At 72.5% G+C, this 16,783-nt stretch carries 13 protein-coding genes; 8 read left to right on the top strand and 5 right to left on the bottom strand.

The window, feature by feature from the left end:
• Positions 1–107 precede the first annotated feature (107 nt).
• A complete protein-coding gene (locus A6F73_RS06665) occupies positions 108–947 on the top strand; it encodes a carbohydrate-binding protein (RefSeq protein ID WP_063346925.1) in 840 nt (279 codons plus the stop codon).
• A gap of 284 nt (positions 948–1,231) precedes the next feature.
• The gene (gene mshC / locus A6F73_RS06660; RefSeq protein ID WP_063346924.1) at positions 1,232–2,461 is read left to right on the top strand and encodes a cysteine--1-D-myo-inosityl 2-amino-2-deoxy-alpha-D-glucopyranoside ligase; all 1,230 of its coding nucleotides are present in this window, start codon (positions 1,232–1,234) and stop codon (positions 2,459–2,461) included.
• Positions 2,462–2,549: 88 nt separating this feature from the next.
• Here mshC and A6F73_RS06655 read toward each other — a convergent pair whose 3' ends face one another.
• Together A6F73_RS06655 and A6F73_RS06650 are read right to left on the bottom strand one after the other, a co-directional pair.
• Positions 2,550–3,500, bottom strand: coding sequence for a PAC2 family protein (locus tag A6F73_RS06655; RefSeq protein WP_063346923.1), 951 nt, complete (start codon positions 3,498–3,500; stop codon positions 2,550–2,552).
• A 370-nt stretch (positions 3,501–3,870) separates the two neighbouring features.
• The gene (locus A6F73_RS06650; protein ID WP_208869056.1) at positions 3,871–4,962 is read right to left on the bottom strand and encodes a hypothetical protein; all 1,092 of its coding nucleotides are present in this window, start codon (positions 4,960–4,962) and stop codon (positions 3,871–3,873) included.
• Between the two features lie 143 nt (positions 4,963–5,105).
• On the opposite strand from A6F73_RS06650, the gene metH reads away from it, so the two are divergent.
• The 3 genes from metH (at position 5,106) to A6F73_RS06635 (ending at position 11,441) form a co-directional block, all read left to right on the top strand.
• Positions 5,106–8,612 (top strand): methionine synthase, encoded by a 3,507-nt coding sequence (gene metH, locus A6F73_RS06645; RefSeq protein WP_063346922.1) that lies wholly within the window; start codon positions 5,106–5,108, stop codon positions 8,610–8,612.
• Positions 8,613–8,766: 154 nt separating this feature from the next.
• Positions 8,767–9,468 carry an HAD family phosphatase gene (locus A6F73_RS06640; RefSeq protein ID WP_063346921.1) on the top strand — a complete coding sequence of 234 codons (702 nt, stop codon included), beginning with the start codon at positions 8,767–8,769 and terminating at the stop codon, positions 9,466–9,468.
• A gap of 353 nt (positions 9,469–9,821) precedes the next feature.
• Entirely contained in the window at positions 9,822–11,441 is a 1,620-nt protein-coding gene (locus tag A6F73_RS06635; RefSeq protein WP_063346920.1) for an ABC transporter substrate-binding protein, read from the top strand.
• A gap of 99 nt (positions 11,442–11,540) precedes the next feature.
• On the opposite strand, the gene A6F73_RS06630 is transcribed toward A6F73_RS06635, so the two are convergent.
• Both A6F73_RS06630 and A6F73_RS06625 read right to left on the bottom strand, forming a co-directional pair.
• Positions 11,541–12,212, bottom strand: a complete 672-nt coding sequence (locus tag A6F73_RS06630) for a response regulator transcription factor (RefSeq protein ID WP_063346919.1) — start codon at positions 12,210–12,212, stop codon at positions 11,541–11,543.
• The gene (locus tag A6F73_RS06625) at positions 12,212–13,120 is read right to left on the bottom strand and encodes a RecB family exonuclease (protein WP_063346918.1); all 909 of its coding nucleotides are present in this window, start codon (positions 13,118–13,120) and stop codon (positions 12,212–12,214) included. The genes A6F73_RS06630 and A6F73_RS06625 overlap by 1 nt, the downstream gene beginning before the upstream one ends.
• Positions 13,121–13,288: 168 nt before the next feature.
• Here A6F73_RS06625 and A6F73_RS06620 point away from each other — a divergent pair, with 168 nt between their 5' ends.
• From A6F73_RS06620 to A6F73_RS06610, 3 genes are all read left to right on the top strand, one after another.
• Positions 13,289–14,509, top strand: a complete 1,221-nt coding sequence (locus A6F73_RS06620) for a site-2 protease family protein (RefSeq protein ID WP_063346917.1) — start codon at positions 13,289–13,291, stop codon at positions 14,507–14,509.
• A gap of 45 nt (positions 14,510–14,554) precedes the next feature.
• Entirely contained in the window at positions 14,555–15,514 is a 960-nt protein-coding gene (locus tag A6F73_RS06615; protein ID WP_063346916.1) for a tRNA (adenine-N1)-methyltransferase, read from the top strand.
• 125 nt (positions 15,515–15,639) lie between these two features.
• Positions 15,640–16,245, top strand: coding sequence for a hypothetical protein (locus A6F73_RS06610; RefSeq protein ID WP_079135481.1), 606 nt, complete (start codon positions 15,640–15,642; stop codon positions 16,243–16,245).
• A 13-nt stretch (positions 16,246–16,258) separates the two neighbouring features.
• On the opposite strand, the gene A6F73_RS06605 is transcribed toward A6F73_RS06610, so the two are convergent.
• Positions 16,259–16,564, bottom strand: a complete 306-nt coding sequence (locus A6F73_RS06605) for a ferredoxin (protein WP_063346915.1) — start codon at positions 16,562–16,564, stop codon at positions 16,259–16,261.
• Positions 16,565–16,783: the final 219 nt, after the last annotated feature.

Genomic DNA, 16,783 nt, shown 5'->3' with positions numbered 1-16,783 from the left:
GGCCGGTCCGGCGCGCGCGGACGGGCGGCCGGTTCGGCCCTTGTCATGCCCCCACCATGGCAAGGGCCGCCCCCCCACATCCACCCCCCACCCGAAGGAGAGGGCGTATGCCCACGCCCGACGGCATGATCAGCCGCAAGACCGTCCTGAAGGCCGCTGCCGCGCTCGGCGCCGCCCCGCTGCTGGTCGGCGGCGGCGTCGCGCTGGCCCGTGAGCAGGCCGGCACCGGCCGGCCCCTCGGCCTCACCCCCGAGTGCCACGACGGCGACGACCCCACCATCGAGCAGACCGAGGGCCCCTACTTCAAGCCCAACTCCCCACTGCGCAGCTCCATGGTCAACGACGGCCCCGGCACCCGGCTGACCGTCAGCGGCTACGTCTTCGGCCGCGCCTGCCGACCGATCTCCGGCGTCCTGCTGGACTTCTGGCAGGCCGACGACAACGGCGCCTACGACAACGCCGGCTTCACCTTCCGCGGCCACCAGTTCACCGACGCGAACGGCGCCTTCAAGCTGGACACGATTGTCCCCGGCCTCTACCCGGGCCGCACCCGGCACCTCCACGTCAAGCTCCAGGCGCCCGGCCGCCCGGTGCTCACCACCCAGCTCTACTTCCCCGGCGAGCCGCGCAACAGCACGGACACCATCTACGACGCCCGGCTGCTGATGAACGTCCGCCAGAACGGCCCGGGCCGTGAGGGCAGTTACGACTTCGTCCTGGACGTGCCGCAGACCCCGGGCACGCCGAGCCCGACCCCCACCGCCACCCCGACCGGAACCCCCACCGGAACGCCCACGCCGCCGAGCGGCAGTTGGAAGCCGGGAGCCTCCTACAACGCGGGCGACCGCGTCACCTACTCCGGCGCCTCCTACCTCTGCCTCCAGGCGCACACCGCCATGGTGGGCTGGGAGCCGCCGAACGTGCCGGCCCTCTGGCAGCGGTCGTAGCGGCTCCGGCCGCGTTCCCCGGGGTGCCGGGCGCCCGGTCGGCGGCAGGGTCGACCGGGCGCTCAACCGTGTCCGAAAGCCTGCCCAACGCCTGCCCAACGCCTGCTCGACGCCTGCCCAATGCCCGCCCGAAGCCTGCCGCATTCCTGCCCGAAACAACGCCGGGCCCGTCAAGGTCCGCTCCTTATCAGTCGGGAAGCGGTCCGGCAACGACAGGAAGCGAATCCAGTCGATCTTGTGTACTGGTTAGGCTTTCAAATGTTCGCAAGGTTAAAGTCGGTTCCATGCATGCCTGGCCCGCCTCCGAGGTTCCCGCCCTGCCTGGTCAGGGGCTCCCCCTCCGTATCTTCGACACCGCAGCGGGCACGGTCCGCGAGGTCGTGCCGCAGGACGGCACTGCCCGGATCTACGTCTGCGGCATCACCCCCTACGACGCGACCCACATGGGCCACGCCGCCACCTACAACGCCTTCGACCTGGTGCAGCGCGTGTGGAAGGACGCCGGCCACGACGTCCTGTACGTCCAGAACGTCACCGACGTGGACGACCCGCTGCTGGCCCGGGCGGTCGAGACCGGTCAGGACTGGGTGGCCCTCGCCGAGCGCGAGACGGCCCTGTTCCGCGAGGACATGACCGCCCTGCGGCTGCTCCCGCCGGCCCACTACATCGGCGCCGTCGAGTCGATCCCGTGGATCGTCCCGCTGGTCCAGAAGCTGCTCGCCAGCGGCGCCGCCTACCAGGTGGACGGCGACATCTACTTCTCGGTCGAGTCCGACCCCCGCTTCGGCCAGGTCTCCGGCCTCGACCAGGAGGCCATGCGCCCGGTCTTCGCCGAGCGCGGCGGAGACCCGGACCGCCCGGGCAAGCGCCACCCACTGGACGCCCTGCTCTGGCTCGCCGCCCGCCCGGGCGAGCCCGCCTGGGAGACCGAACTCGGCCACGGCCGCCCCGGCTGGCACATCGAGTGCGTCGCCATCGCGCTGCAGTACCTCGGCATGTCCTTCGACATCCAGGGCGGCGGCAGCGACCTCTCCTTCCCGCACCACGAGATGGGCGCCTCGCACGCCCAGGTCGCCACCGGCGCCCACCCGTACGCCAAGGCGTACGTGCACGCCGGCATGGTCGGCCTGGACGGCCACAAGATGTCCAAGTCCCGCGGCAACCTGGTCTTCGTCTCGGCGCTGCGCCGCGAGGGCGTCGACCCGGCGGCGATCCGCCTGGCGCTGCTCGCGCACCACTACCGCGAGGACTGGGAGTGGACCAAGGCGACCCTGGACGAGGCCGTCGAGCGCCTCGCCCGCTGGCGGGCCGCAGTCTCCCGGCCGGACGGCCCGGCCGCCGAGCAGCTGCTCGGCGAGGTCCGTACGGCGCTCGCGGACGACCTGGACGCGCCCGCCGCGCTGGCCGCCGTCGACCGCTGGGCCGAGCGGCAGGAGGCCGGGGGCGGCGCCGACATGGGTGCGCCCGGCCTGGTCAGCCGCACCGTGGACGCCCTGCTGGGCGTCGCGCTCTAGAGTCCTCCCTCAACACGCCGAAGGGGCGTCCGGACCAGGTGTCCTGACGCCCCTTCGGCGTTGTCCGGGGCGGGCCCCGGGGCGGCGGCTACTCCTCGTCGCCGTCCTGGCTCTCCCGGGCCGCGCCCGGGGCCTCCGGCTCGGCCGGCCGCTCCGCCGTGGCGTGCCCGGCCACCGGCTTCTCGCCGGTCGGCCCGACGTTCTCCCGGCGGCGCAGGTAGCGCTCGAACTCGCGGGCGATCGCGTCGCCGGAGGCCTCCGGCAGCTCCGCGGTGTCCTGCGCCTCCTCCAACTGCTGGACGTACTCGGCCACCTCGCTGTCCTCGGCGGCCAGCTGGTCCACGCCCAGCTGCCAGGCCCGGGCGTCCTCGCCGAGCTCGCCCGGCGGGATGCGCAGGTCGAGCAGGTCCTCCAGCTTGTTGACCAGGGCCAGCGTCGCCTTGGGGTTCGGCGGCTGCGCGACGTAGTGCGGCACGGCCGCCCAGAGCGTCACGGCCGGGACTCCGGCGTGCGTGCAGGCCTCCTGGAGCACCCCGACGATGCCGGTCGGGCCCTCGTAGCGGCTCTCCTCCAGGTCCAGCCGGCGGGCCAGCTCCGGGTCGGAGGTGACCCCGCTGACCGGCACCGGGCGGCTGTGCGGGGTGTCGCCGAGCAGCGCGCCCAGGATCACCACCAGCTCGATGCCGAGCTCGTGCGCGAAGCCGAGCAGCTCGTTGCAGAACGAGCGCCAGCGCATGCTCGGCTCGATGCCGCGCACCAGGACGACGTCCCGGGTGGTCGGCTCGGTCACCCGGATCACCGAGAGCCTGGTGGTCGGCCAGGTGATCCGGCGGATGCCGCCGTCCAGCCAGACCGTGGGCCGGTTGACCTGGAAGTCGTAGTAGTCCTCCGCGTCCAGGGCGGCGATCACCTTGCCGCCCCAGGTGTCGTCCAGATGTGCCAGAGCCGCGGAGGCGGCGTCGCCCGCGTCGTTCCAGCCCTCGAAAGCGCAGACCATCACCGGGTCGATCAACTCGGGAACATCTTCCAGCTCGATCACCCAGCGTCTCCCTCCGGTCGGCGGTCGAACCTGCGCCGCCTCGGCTGGCCTGCCGGGGCGCCGACGGGTCGGCTGCCGACTGTCGAACCTCTCGTCACCCATGGAACGCCTCGCCCCATGGTCCCTACCTGCCCAGCCTACGGGCTTTGATGCGCACCGCGGCCGGGCACCGGGACAGTCTGGGGGAGCGTGCCGCCCCGATCCAGCGGATATCCGGACCGCCTCGGCTGACGGGGCGTCAGGTGGCTCGGAGCGGGCGCGGACGGTGTCCGGACGGCGACGCGGCGCGACGACGAGCCCTTCCCGCGCACACCCTTCCCGTACGCACCCTTTCCGCGCACGCCGGTCCCGCACTCGCCGCCGGAACCCCTCAGGCGTCCACCCACCCGCGCCGGTACGCCGCCCAGTGCTCCGGGGTGGCGGCGAAGTCCACGTACAGCGCGACGCCGAAGTTCCGCCGCCCCGGGTCCTGGCGGCCCAGGCCCAGCCGGACGCCCCGGACGGCGGCCGGCACGGTCTCGGCGTCACCCCGATGGCCGTGCCGGTCGTCCCAGAAGAACGGCAGGCCGATCAGCAGGTCCACCCCGGCCGGGGTGGCCTCCAGCGCCAGTTCGGTCTGCAGGGCGACGTAGCCGCCGAACAGCGGCTCGGTCGGCATGCTGGTGTCGTACGCCATCACGGCGACCTGGTCGACCCGGCGGGCGGTCTCGGTGAAGTACGCCTGGTCCCACCACTTGCCGTGGTCGGTGAGCAGGATCCCGGCGGTGTGCAGGCCGGGCACCGGGTCGAGCTGCGGGACCGCCACCGAGAGCGCCGCGCCGCGCCCGGCCGTGACCGGGCGGACCTGGTCGAGCAGGGCCAGCCAGCCGGCGCTGCCGGGCCGGATCGGCTCCATGTCGAAGTGCACGCCGTCGAAGCCGAGGTCCAGGACCTGCCGGGCGGAGGCGGTGACCCGGTCCCGGGTGGGGGCGTCCTCCAGGTCCAGGGCGTCCTTCTCCGGCTTGACCTCGTCGCCCAGCCAGCTCTGCACCCGGACGTCCGGCAGCGCCCGGTGCACCGCGTCGGTGAACCAGCGGCCCCGGGGGTGGACGGCGGGCGGCAGCGAGCCGTCGTGTTCCAGTGGGCCGGTGTGCACGTACAGGTCGCGGACGCCGGTGCCGGCCAGCTGCCGCACCAGCGCGGCGACGTCGGCCTCACCCTTGCGGCCGTCCACCCAGGCGTGGCCGAGCCAGAGCGCGTCCCGGCCGCGGGTGCGGGCCTCGGCGGACGGGTCGCCGGTGTAGTGCAAGCGGATCGCGACGAAGGCGGAGCCGAGCGCGGCCGCCGGTACGGCCGCCGCGAGGCCCAGTGCCAGCAGCGCCCGGCGCCACCAGGACCAGCTCCGCCAGCGCTTGCGCAACGCCCGGAACGGGGCCGCCAGGGCCCCCGTGACGCGTCGCGCGACGGTCGGGAATCGGCCCACGCGGTTGCTCCCCCCTTGCGGTCGAACGCTCAGGATACGGAATGCGACCGCAGGCCGGGGCGCGGGCCGGATACCCTGGCCACGTGCGGGCCCGAGTAAGCGGGCCCGCAAAGCCGACAGCCGTCGCACCAGGGAGAAGCCCCATGGCCACTGCAGCCAATCCGTCCATCACTCAGCAGAGCCGCGCGAACGCGTTGCGTGAAGCGCTCGCCACCCGGGTGGTGGTCGCCGACGGTGCGATGGGCACCATGCTCCAGGCACAGGATCCGACGCTGGAGGACTTCCAGAACCTGGAGGGCTGCAACGAGGTCCTCAACGCCACCCGGCCCGACATCGTGCGCTCCGTCCACGAGGCCTACTTCGGGGTCGGCGTGGACTGCGTCGAGACCAACACCTTCGGCGCCAACTTCTCCGCACTCGGCGAGTACGAGATCGCGGAGCGCATCTTCGAGCTGTCCGAGTCCGGCGCCCGGATCGCCCGCGAGGTGGCCGACGCCCACGCCGCGGACGGCCGCACCCGCTGGGTGCTCGGCTCGATCGGTCCCGGCACCAAGCTGCCCACCCTCGGCCACGCCCCGTACGAGACGCTGCGCGACGGCTTCCAGCAGAACGCGGCGGGCCTGATCGCCGGCGGCGCCGACGCACTGCTGGTCGAGACCAGCCAGGACCTGCTGCAGACCAAGGCCGCCATCCTGGGCTCCAAGCGCGCCCTCGCCGAGGCCGGGCTGGACCTGCCGGTGCTGGTGCAGGTGACCGTGGAGACCACCGGCACCATGCTGCTCGGCTCCGAGATCGGCGCCGCGCTGACGGCCCTGGAGCCGCTCGGCGTCGACTACATCGGCCTCAACTGCGCCACCGGCCCGGCCGAGATGAGCGAGCACCTGCGCTACCTGGCCAAGAACGCGCGGATCGGTCTGTCCTGCATGCCGAACGCGGGCCTGCCGGTGCTCGGCAAGGACGGCGCCCACTACCCGCTCTCCCCGGCCGAACTGGCCGACGCGCACGACGTGTTCACCCGCGAGTACGGCCTCTCGCTGGTCGGCGGCTGCTGCGGCACCACGCCCGAGCACCTGCGCCAGGTGGTCGAGCGGGTGCAGGGCCGGCCGGTCACCCCGCGCACCCCGCAGCCGGAGTCCTCGGCGTCCTCGCTGTACCAGGCGGTGCCGTTCCGCCAGGACACCTCGTACCTGGCGATCGGCGAGCGCACCAACGCCAACGGCTCGAAGAAGTTCCGCGAGTCGATGCTGGCCGGCGACTGGCAGGCCTGCGTGGAGATCGCCCGCGACCAGATCCGGGACGGCTCGCACCTGCTGGACCTGTGCGTGGACTACGTCGGCCGCGACGGCGTCGCCGACATGAAGGAGATCGCCGGCCGGCTGGCCACCGCCTCCACCCTGCCGATCGTGCTGGACTCCACCGAGCCGCAGGTGCTGCGGGCCGGCCTGGAGGCGCTCGGCGGCCGCGCGGTGCTCAACTCGGTCAACTACGAGGACGGCAACGCCCCGGACTCGCGCTTCGGCCGGATCGCCTCGCTGGCCCGCGAGCACGGCGCCGGCCTGATCGCGCTGACCATCGACGAGGAGGGCCAGGCCCGCACCGCCGACAAGAAGGTCGAGATCGCCGAGCGGCTGATCACCGAGCTGACCGCCGACTACGGCGTCGACGAGGGCTCGATCCTGGTGGACTGCCTCACCTTCACCCTGGCCACCGGCCAGGAGGAGTCCCGCCGGGACGGCATCGAGACCATCGAGGCGATCCGCGAGCTCAAGCGCCGCCGCCCGGCCGTGCAGACCACGCTGGGCCTGTCCAACATCTCCTTCGGCCTCAACCCGGCCGCCCGGGTGGTGCTGAACTCGGTCTTCCTGCACGAGTGCGTGGAGGCCGGCCTGGACTCGGCGATCGTGCACGCCTCCAAGATCCTGCCGATCTCCCGGATCCCCGAGGACCAGCGCGAGGCCGCCCTCGACCTGGTCTACGACCGCCGCCGGGACGGCTACGACCCGCTGCAGCACCTGCTGGAGCTGTTCGACGGCGTCTCCTCGGCCTCGGTCAAGGCGTCCAAGGCGGAGGAGCTGGCCGCGCTGCCGCTGGACGAGCGCCTGCAGCGCCGGATCATCGACGGCGAGCGCAAGGGCCTGGAGGCCGACCTTGACGAGGCGCTGGCCGGGCGGCCCGCGCTGGAGATCATCAACGACACCCTGCTGTCCGGCATGAAGGTGGTCGGCGAGCTGTTCGGCTCCGGCCAGATGCAGCTGCCCTTCGTGCTCCAGTCCGCCGAGGTGATGAAGACCGCGGTGGCCCACCTGGAGCCGTTCATGGAGAAGTCCGACAGCGAGGGCAAGGGCACCATCGTGCTGGCCACCGTCAAGGGCGACGTCCACGACATCGGCAAGAACCTGGTGGACATCATCCTGTCCAACAACGGCTACAACGTGGTCAACCTGGGCATCAAGCAGCCGGTCTCGGCGATCCTGGACGCCGCGCAGGAGCACAAGGCGGACGTCATCGGGATGTCCGGCCTGCTGGTGAAGTCCACCGTGATCATGAAGGAGAACCTGGAGGAGCTCAACCAGCGCAAGCTGGCCGCGAGTTACCCGGTGATCCTGGGCGGCGCCGCGCTCACCCGGGCCTACGTCGAGCAGGACCTGCACGAGATCTACGAGGGCGAGGTCCGCTACGCCCGGGACGCCTTCGAGGGCCTGCGGCTGATGGACGCGCTGATCGCGGTCAAGCGCGGCGTGCCCGGCGCGAGCCTGCCGGAGCTCAAGCAGCGCCGGCACGCCCGGGTCGAGGTGGTGGAGGAGCCGGAGGTCAACCTCGGCCAGATCCGCTCGGACGTCACCGTCGACAACACCGTGCCGACCCCGCCGTTCTGGGGCGACCGGATCGTCAAGGGCATCCCGTTCGCCGACTACGCCTCCTGGCTGGACGAGGACGCGCTGTTCAAGGGCCAGTGGGGCCTGAAGGCGGCCCGCAGCGGCGAGGGGCCCTCGTACGAGGAGCTGCTGGAGACCGAGGGCCGGCCGCGGCTGCGGATGTGGCTGGACCGGCTGCAGACCGAGGGCTGGCTGGAGGCGGCCGTGGTCTACGGCTACTACCCGGCCAACTCCAAGGGCGACGACCTGATCGTCTTCCACGAGGACGGCACCGAGCGCACCCGCTTCACCTTCCCCCGCCAGCGGCGCGGGCGCCGGCTCTGCCTGGCCGACTTCTTCCGCCCGGAGGAGACCGGCGTGCGGGACGTGGTCGGCCTCCAGGTGGTCACCATGGGCAACCGGATCTCGGAGGCGGCGAACGAGCTGTTCGCCGACAACTCCTACCGCGACTACCTGGAGCTGCACGGCCTGTCGGTGCAACTGGCCGAGGCGCTGGCCGAGTTCTGGCACGCCCGGGTCCGCTACGAGCTGGGCTTCTCCGGCGAGGACCCGCAGGACGTCAAGGACATGTTCGCGCTCAAGTACCGGGGCGCCCGCTTCTCGCTCGGCTACGGGGCCTGCCCGGAGCTGGAGGACCGCGCCAAGATCGCCGAGCTGCTGAAGCCCGAGCGGATCGGCGTGGTGCTCTCCGAGGAGTTCCAGCTGCACCCGGAGCAGTCCACCGACGCGATCGTCATCCACCACCCGGAGGCGAAGTACTTCAACGCCCGGTAACCCGGGCGCCTCGTTCCGTTCGCTCTTTTCGGGCGAACCGGGCGTATCCTGGATGATCCTGAACGGGCCGGTCCGCTCACCAGCGGGCCGGCCCGCGCCATCCCCGGGGGGTGCTCGAACGCGCCCGGGGGGTACCGACGGAAGGACTCCCGCCATGACCACCTCCACCGCCGCCCGGATCCTCGACCGCGGGGACGGCCGCGGCCTGCAGGCGGTGCTGCTGGACATGGACGGGACGCTGGTGGACACCGAGGACTTCTGGTGGCAGGCCGAGGTCACCCTGTTCGCCGAGCTGGGCCACGCGCTGACCGACGAGGACCGGGCCCAGGTGGTCGGCGGTCCGATGACGCGGGTGATCGACTACCTGGTCGGCACCACCGGGGTGGACCTCGCCCCGGCGGACCTGACGGTGCTGATCAACCAGCGCTTCGTCGACCTGCTGGCGGGCGGCGTGCCGCTCATGCCGGGCGCCGAACGCCTCCTCAACACCCTGGCCGCACACGGGATTCCGGCCGTCCTGGTGACCGCCTCGCACCGGCACGTGGTGGACATCGTGCTGCGCTCGCTGGGCTCCCACCACTTCGCCTTCACGGTCGCGGGGGACGAGGTGCCGCGCACCAAGCCGCACCCGGACCCGTACCTGGAGGCGGCCCGGCGGCTGGGCGCGGACCCGGCCCGCTGCGTGGTGGTCGAGGACGCGCCGACCGGGGTGCGGGCGGCCGAGGCGGCGGGCTGCCCGGTCATCGCGGTGCCCTCGGTGGCGCCGATCGAGCCGGCCCCGGGGCGGCTGGTGCGCTCCTCGCTGGAGCAGGTCGATCTTGAACTGCTGCGCTCGCTGGTCACTTCGCGGGTGTGATTGTCATCTCATTGCGAGGGTGGCCTACTCGCCGGTAAGCGGCCGGATCCGGCCGCCGCCGACGCCCGCCCGGGGAGAAAAAGGGCATTGCCTGACAACTCGTCGGGTGTTTCGCGATGCCCTCAACCACCGTGTCCCAAACGTCATCTGCACGGGTATCGGTCGTGCGTGTTCGATATGGCACGCTACTCCAGTTCGTTCCCCTCCCTCGCGCCCTGCCACCGCCGACGACGGGCAACCCCGTCCCGCCCGCGGTCGTACGGGCGTCAGGCCCGCGCACGCCTTCCGCACCCGGAGCGCCCTCGACGCGGGCCGCCGGCCCCGGTCGGACCGCACCCAGAAGGACGCGCCCCGTGAAGACTTCAGCTGAACGCCTGGCAGTACTCGGCTGCGCCGGTCTTGTCGCCGTGACGGCGGCCGGCTGCGGATCGGTCACCGACGCCGTCAAGGGGGACGGCGGCAAGGCGATCGTCATGGGCACCACCCAGCTCACCGGCGTGCTGGACCCGGCCGCCGCCTACGACTCCGGCTCCTGGCTGCTGCTGCGCAACACCTTCCAGTCGCTGCTCACCTTCCCGGCCGCCTCCAGCGCCCCCTCCCCGGACGCCGCGCAGTCCTGCGAGTTCACCGCGGGCGACGCCACCCAGTACCACTGCACCATGCGGACCGGCCTGAAGTTCTCCAACGGCCACCCGCTGACCGCCGCCGACGTGGTGTTCTCGATCGAGCGCACCAAGAAGATCAACGACCAGAACGGCGCGGCCCCCCTGCTCTCCTCGATCAGGAGCGTCGAGGCCAAGGGTGACACCGAGGTGGTCTTCCACCTCTCCACGCCCGACGCCACCCTGCCGGCCAAGCTGGCCGGCCCGGCCGGCGCCATCCTCGACCACCAGGCCTACCCGGTCGACAAGGTCGTCCCCAACGACAAGCTGATCGGCTCCGGCCCGTACCGCTTCGAGACGGTCGAGGTCATGGGCGGCAACGGCGACACCGCCAAGCAGCTGGGCAAGGTCGTCCTGGTGCCCAACGACAAGTACAACGGCGAGGCCAAGCTCCGGAACAGCAAGTTCACCGTCCGGTACTTCGACAAGCCCGCCGACCTGAAGGCCGCGCTGGACAAGGGCGACGTCGACCTCACCGACAACAGCCTGGACCCGAACACCGCCGCCCAGATGCACTCCGACCAGCAGGGCGGCAAGACCGACCTCCAGGTCGTCGAGGGCGACAGCAACGACACCCGCTCGCTGGTCTTCAACACCAAGGACCCGGTCGCCGGCAACGTCGCCGTCCGCCAGGCCGCCGCCCAGCTGCTCGACCGCAAGTCGCTCGCCCGCGACGTCTTCGCCCGGACCGTCCAGCCGCTGTACGCGATGGTCCCGGCCGGCGTCACCGGCCACACCACGGCCTTCTTCGACCGCTACGGCGACCAGGACAGCGGCAAGGCCAAGAAGATCCTCACCGACGCCAAGGTCCAGCTCCCGGTCAAGCTCACCCTCACCTGGTCGCGCTCGCGGGCCGGCAGCGCCGAGCCCGAGACCCTGAAGAAGCAGCTGGAGGCCGGCGGCCTGTTCCAGGTGACCGTCCAGACGGAGCCGGACTGGGACAAGTACCGGTCCGGCTGGTCCGAGGGCCGCTACCAGGCGTACCTCATCGGCTGGTTCGCCGACTACCCGGACCCGGACAACTACATCGCCCCGCTGCTCATCGACGGCGGCGCCTACCACCACGGCTGGGACGACCCGCGGATCAGCCAGAAGCTGGTGCCGGACGGCCTCAAGCAGGCCGACCGCAGCGCCGCGGTGGCCGGCTACGCCCAGATCCAGCAGATCGTCGCCGAGAACGCGCCGCTCATCCCGCTGTACCAGAACAAGGGCTTCTTCGCGTCGCGTTCGTACATCACCGGCGTCGAGTCGACCATCGACACCACCGGCGTGTTCCGCTTCTGGGAGATCAGCCGCAGCGCCGGCAAGTAGGCGACCGGACGACACCCCTCAACACGGCGGCCCGCCCGCCTTCCCCCTGGGTGCACGGGGAAGGCGGGCGGGCCGCCGGCACGTTCGGCCGGACAGGGCCTACAGGGCGCCCGGGCGCACCAGCCCGCTCTCGTACGCGTACACCGCCGCCTGCACCCGGTCGCGCAGCTGGAGCTTGGTCAGCACATGGCCGACGTGCGTCTTCACGGTGGTCTCGCTGACGAACAGTTCGGCCGCGATCTCCGCGTTCGAGAGCCCGCGCGCCACCAGCTTCAGCACCTCCAGCTCACGCTCGGTCAGCGCGCTCAGCGCCTGCGGCGGCGCCTCCTCGCCCGAGGGCAGCTTGGTGGCGTACATGTCCAGCAGCCGGCGGGTGATGCTCGGCGCCAGCATCGCCGCGCCGTCCGCCACCACCCGGATCGCCTGCACCAGTTCCTCCGCCGGGACGTCCTTCAGCAGGAAGCCGCTGGCGCCCGCGCGCAGCGCCTCCACCACGTACTCGTCCAGGTCGAAGGTGGTCAGCACCAGCACCTTGGCCGGGCCGTCCCGCCCGGGGCCGGCGATCCTGCGGGTCGCCTCGACGCCGTCCATCCTGGGCATCCGGATGTCCATCAGCACCACGTCGGGCTGCAGCGCCCGCACCTGGTCCAGCGCCTGCTGACCGTCGCCGGCCTCACCGACCACCACCAGGTCGGACTCGGCCTCCAGGATCATCCGGAAACCGGTGCGCAGCAGCGGCTGGTCGTCGACCAGCAGCACTCGGATCGTCACTAGGACTCCTTGCTCATCTGATCCCCCGTGGGATCGTCTTCGTCAGACGTACGCGACAGCGGCAGCGGGTACGGCGGGGGAGTGCCGCCGAACTCCGGGCAACTGGCCTGGTGGTCGCACCAGTCGCAGAGGCGGTTGCGGGTCGCCGGGAACTCCCCGGTGGCCACCGCGTGGGTGATCCGCTCCCAGAGCGCCCGCAGCTTGCGCTCCACCGCGAGCAGGTCGGCCTCGTCCGGGTCGTAGCTGACCACGTCCCCGCCCCCGCCGAGGTAGACCAGCTGGAGCCGCTTGGGGACGACGCCCTTCCAGCGCCACACCACGAGCGCGTAGAACTTCATCTGGAACATCGCCTTGCCCTCGAAGTCCCGCGAGGGCGCCCGGCCGGTCTTGTAGTCCACCAGCCGGACCTCGCCGCTCGGGGCGACGTCCACCCGGTCGATGTAGCCGCGCAGCAGCAGCCCCGACTCCAGGGCCGTCTCCACGTACAGCTCGCGCTCCACCGGGTGCAGCCGGGTCGGGTCCTCCAGCCGGAACCACTGGCCGACCAGCTTCTCGGCGTCCGCCAGCCAGCGGGCGAGCGCCGCGCCGTCCGGATCGTCCGGGAACAGCGAGCCCAGCTCCGGGCGCTCGCCCAGCAGCCGCTCCCACTGCGGGCGCAGCAGGCCCAGCGCCCGCTCCGGCGTCCGCTCGGTCGCGGGGCTGTCGAAGAGCCGCTCCAGCACCGCGTGCACCAGCGTGCCCCTGGTCGCCGCCGCGCTCGGCGGCTCGGGCAGCCGGTCGATCACCCGCAGCCGGTACAGCAGGGGACAGGTCAGGAAGTCCCCCGCCCGGGACGGGGACAGGCCGGTCGGGGGCGCCGCCGGGCGCGCCGGGGCCCCGGCGGCGCTGGTGGTGTCGGTCTGCTGCATGCCTCCGACCCTATTGCCCTTCGCTGTCATCCTGCTGCCACGGTGCTGCCACACCGCGCGGCACAGTGGGTATGAAGCCTGACAGAGGGCCGCACGCCACCGGAGGGCCGCGATCACGTAGCGTGGGCGCACCGGGGCACGACGGGGCAGACGACCGAAGGGATCACGGTGAGCGACAGCAGGGGGCAGCAGACCTCCGACCAGCCACCGCAGGACGACGGCGGCCGCCCGGCAGGGCGACCGCCCAGGCCGCCCGAGCGCGGCAGCGGCCTCCTGGTGGGCCGCCCCTTCGGCGTGCCCATCTACGTGACCCCCTCCTGGTTCGTCATCGCCGCGCTGATCACCTGGGTGTTCGGCGGCCAGCTCGGCGACGTCCTGCCGGACCTCGGCGCCGCCCGCTACCTGCTCGCATTCTTCTTCGCGGTCGCCTTCTACGCCTCCGTCCTGGTGCACGAGCTCGCTCACACCCTGGTCGCGCTGCGCTACAGGCTCGGTGTACGGCGGATCCAGCTCCAGTTCTTCGGCGGCGTCTCCGAGATCGAGAACGAGGCCGAGAGCCCGTGGCGCGAGTTCTGGCTGGCCTTCGTCGGCCCGCTGCTCTCGCTGGTGCTCGGCGGCGTGTTCTACCTCGCGATGCAGGCCGTGGAGCTCTCCACGGTGCCCGGGGTGCTGCTCACCGGGCTGATGGTCTCCAACCTGGTCGTCGCCGCGTTCAACCTGCTGCCCGGCCTGCCGCTGGACGGCGGCCGGATGCTGCGCGCGGTCGTCTGGGCGATCAGCGGCAAGGCGATGACCGGCACGGTCGCCGCCGCCTGGGTCGGCCGGGCACTGGCCGTCGTGGTGCTGATCGGCCTGCCGCTGTTCAGCGCCGCCCGCGGGATCGAGCGCACCACGACCGACACCCTGGTGGACGCGGTGCTGGCCGCCGTCCTCGCCGCGATCATCTGGAACGGCGCCACCGGGAGCCTGCGCAACGCCCGGCTCAAGGAGGTGCTGCCCGGCCTGCGGCTGCGCGAGCTCGCCCGCCGGACCGTCGAGGTCACCGCCGACACCCCGCTCGGCGAGGCGCTGCGCCGGGCCCGCGAGGCCCAGGCCGGCGCGGTCGTGGTGGTGGACGGCCGGGGCGACCCGATCGGCATCGTCCGCGAGTCCGCCGTCCGCGCGGTGCCCGAGCACCGCCGCCCGTGGGTCGCCGTCGGCCCGCTCGCCCGCGACCTCGAACCCGGCCTGCGGCTGGACGCCGACCTCGGCGGCGAGGACCTGCTGCGCGCCGTCCAGGCCACCCCGGCCGGGGAGTACCTGGTGGTCGAGGCGGACGGCCGGGTGTTCGGCGTCGCCGCGCTCACCGACATCGAGCAGCGCCTCACCGCCGCCGTCGCCGGCCGGTGATCACTCTGGTCGGGCGGACCGTCCGCTTCCCTTAGGATTGACCGCATGTCCGAACCGACCGGTGCCACCCGCCGACGCGGGCCCTTCCAGGTCGGGGACCAGGTCCAGCTGACCGACCCCAAGGGCCGCCACTACACGTTCACGCTCCAGGCCGGGAACCAGTTCCACACCCACAAGGGTGCGTTCCCGCACGACGAGCTGATCGGCGCCCCCGAGGGCACGGTCGTGCGCACCACGGGGAACGTCCCGTACCTCGCGCTGCGCCCCCTGCTCCCCGACTACGTCCTGTCCATGCCGCGCGGCGCCGCCGTGATCTACCCCAAGGACGCGGGGCAGATCCTGGCCATGGCCGACATCTTCGCCGGCGCCCGCGTCGTCGAGGCCGGTGTCGGCTCGGGCGCGCTCTCCACCTACCTGCTGCGCGCCGTCGGCGACACCGGCATGCTGGCCTCGTACGAGCGCCGGCAGGACTTCGCCGACATCGCCAAGGGCAACGTCGAGCGCTACTTCGGCGGGCCGCACCCGGCGTGGAAGCTCACCGTCGGCGACCTCCAGGACAACCTGGTCGAGGCCGACGTCGACCGCGTCATCCTCGACATGCTCGCCCCCTGGGAGTGCCTGGACGTCGCCTCCAAGGCGCTCGTCCCCGGCGGCCTGATCTGCTGCTACGTGGCCACCACCACGCAGATGTCCAAGACCGTCGAGGCACTGCGCGACCACGGCACCTTCACCGAGCCGCAGGCTTGGGAGACCATGGTCCGCACCTGGCACCTGGAGGGCCTGGCCGTCCGCCCGGACCACCGGATGATCGGCCACACCGGCTTCCTGCTCACCGCCCGCCGCCTCGCCGACGGCGTCGAGCCGCCGCTGCGCCGCCGCCGCCCGGCCAAGGGCGCGTACGGCGAGGACTACGACAACGGGGGCTCGGAGTCGACTCTGCGGGAGCGCGCCGCGGCCCGTGCCGCCGCCCGCGCCGTCGAGACCGAGCAGCCCGACCTGGGCTGACCGGGATCGCTTCCCAGGGGTGGTACGAGCCTGCTCGTGCCACCCCTCGGCATTTCGGCCGTCGGCGTGTGGGACGATGCTCGCGCACGCAGACCAGCTCCTGGGAGCACTGGAGGGGACGCCTGGTGGAGACCGCGGTCGGGACGACGGCTGGACAGCAGACACCGCGGGGCCGCACCGGGCCCGGGCACGCGCGCACCGCCCCCTGGCACTGGGCCCTGGCCCTGGCCGGCTGCGGCGCGGTGGTGGCCTCGGCCCTCGCCGCCGGCCCCGCGACCGGCACCCCGGTGCCCCTGCACGGCACTCCCAAGGCCCTCGGGGCGAGCGCCGCCCCCGACCCGGCCAAGGCCCAACTTCCGCTCGACTGCGGCCCGTTCCCGGTCGCGACGGCCATCAGCATGCCGGCCGACCTGGGCGACGGGCGGCCCGGCACGGTCGTCGCCGCGCACTGCGCGGCCGAGAACGGCACGCCGCCGGACGCCGTCTACCTGCTCGGCTTCGGCCCGGGCGAGCGCCCGGTGGTGCTGGCCACGCTCCTCTCCGAGCGCGAGAACCTCACCCTCGGCCGGCTCGCGCTGCGCTCCGACGGCGCCATCACCGGTCACGCGCAGGGGTATTCGAGCGACGAGGTGCCGCGCTTCCGCCCTGACATCTCACTCGACCTCACCTGGATGCGCAAGGGCGGCGGCTGGGAACGCTCCCAGACCGCCGCCCCGGTCAGCCAGACCTGAGGGGGAGGACGCGTCAGTCCGCGTCCGGCCCGTACACCTCGACCCGGTCGGTGACCCGGCGCACGTGGATGCAGTCGCCGGGGCACTCCTTCGCCGAGTCCACCACGTCCTGAAGGATCGTCAGCGGCACCGGGGCGGTCTGCCCGGGCTGCTGGCGCAGCTCGTCGTCCGGCCCCTTCACGTAGGCGAGGCCGTCGATGTCCAGCTCGAAGACCTCGGGTGCGTACTGCACGCAGATGCCGTCGCCGGTGCACAGATCCTGGTCGATCCACACCTCCAGCTGTTCGGCCGCCGTGGCCGTCTGCTCGGTTACCGACATGGTCCCCTGCCGTTTCTGTCCCGGGTCGCCCCTTTTCCGGGGGCAATCCCGCCATTCGTACAACGATCGGACCCAGGTGCCCGGTCGCGATCGGATATCACTTCGCTCGACGATACATCTGGCCCGCTTTGGGTGGTGAGCGGTGGGTATCCCCTTAGCAGAGGGGAAGCACGCTGGGGCGAAGATCGGACACGCCCGTTCCATCTTTCTTGATCTAGG

Origin of the sequence: Streptomyces sp. MJM8645, assembly GCF_001625365.1 — a bacterium.
Taxonomy (GTDB): domain Bacteria; phylum Actinomycetota; class Actinomycetes; order Streptomycetales; family Streptomycetaceae; genus Kitasatospora.
The sequence above is the reverse complement of the archived record's forward strand: the minus strand, read 5'-3'. Positions and strand labels throughout refer to the sequence as shown.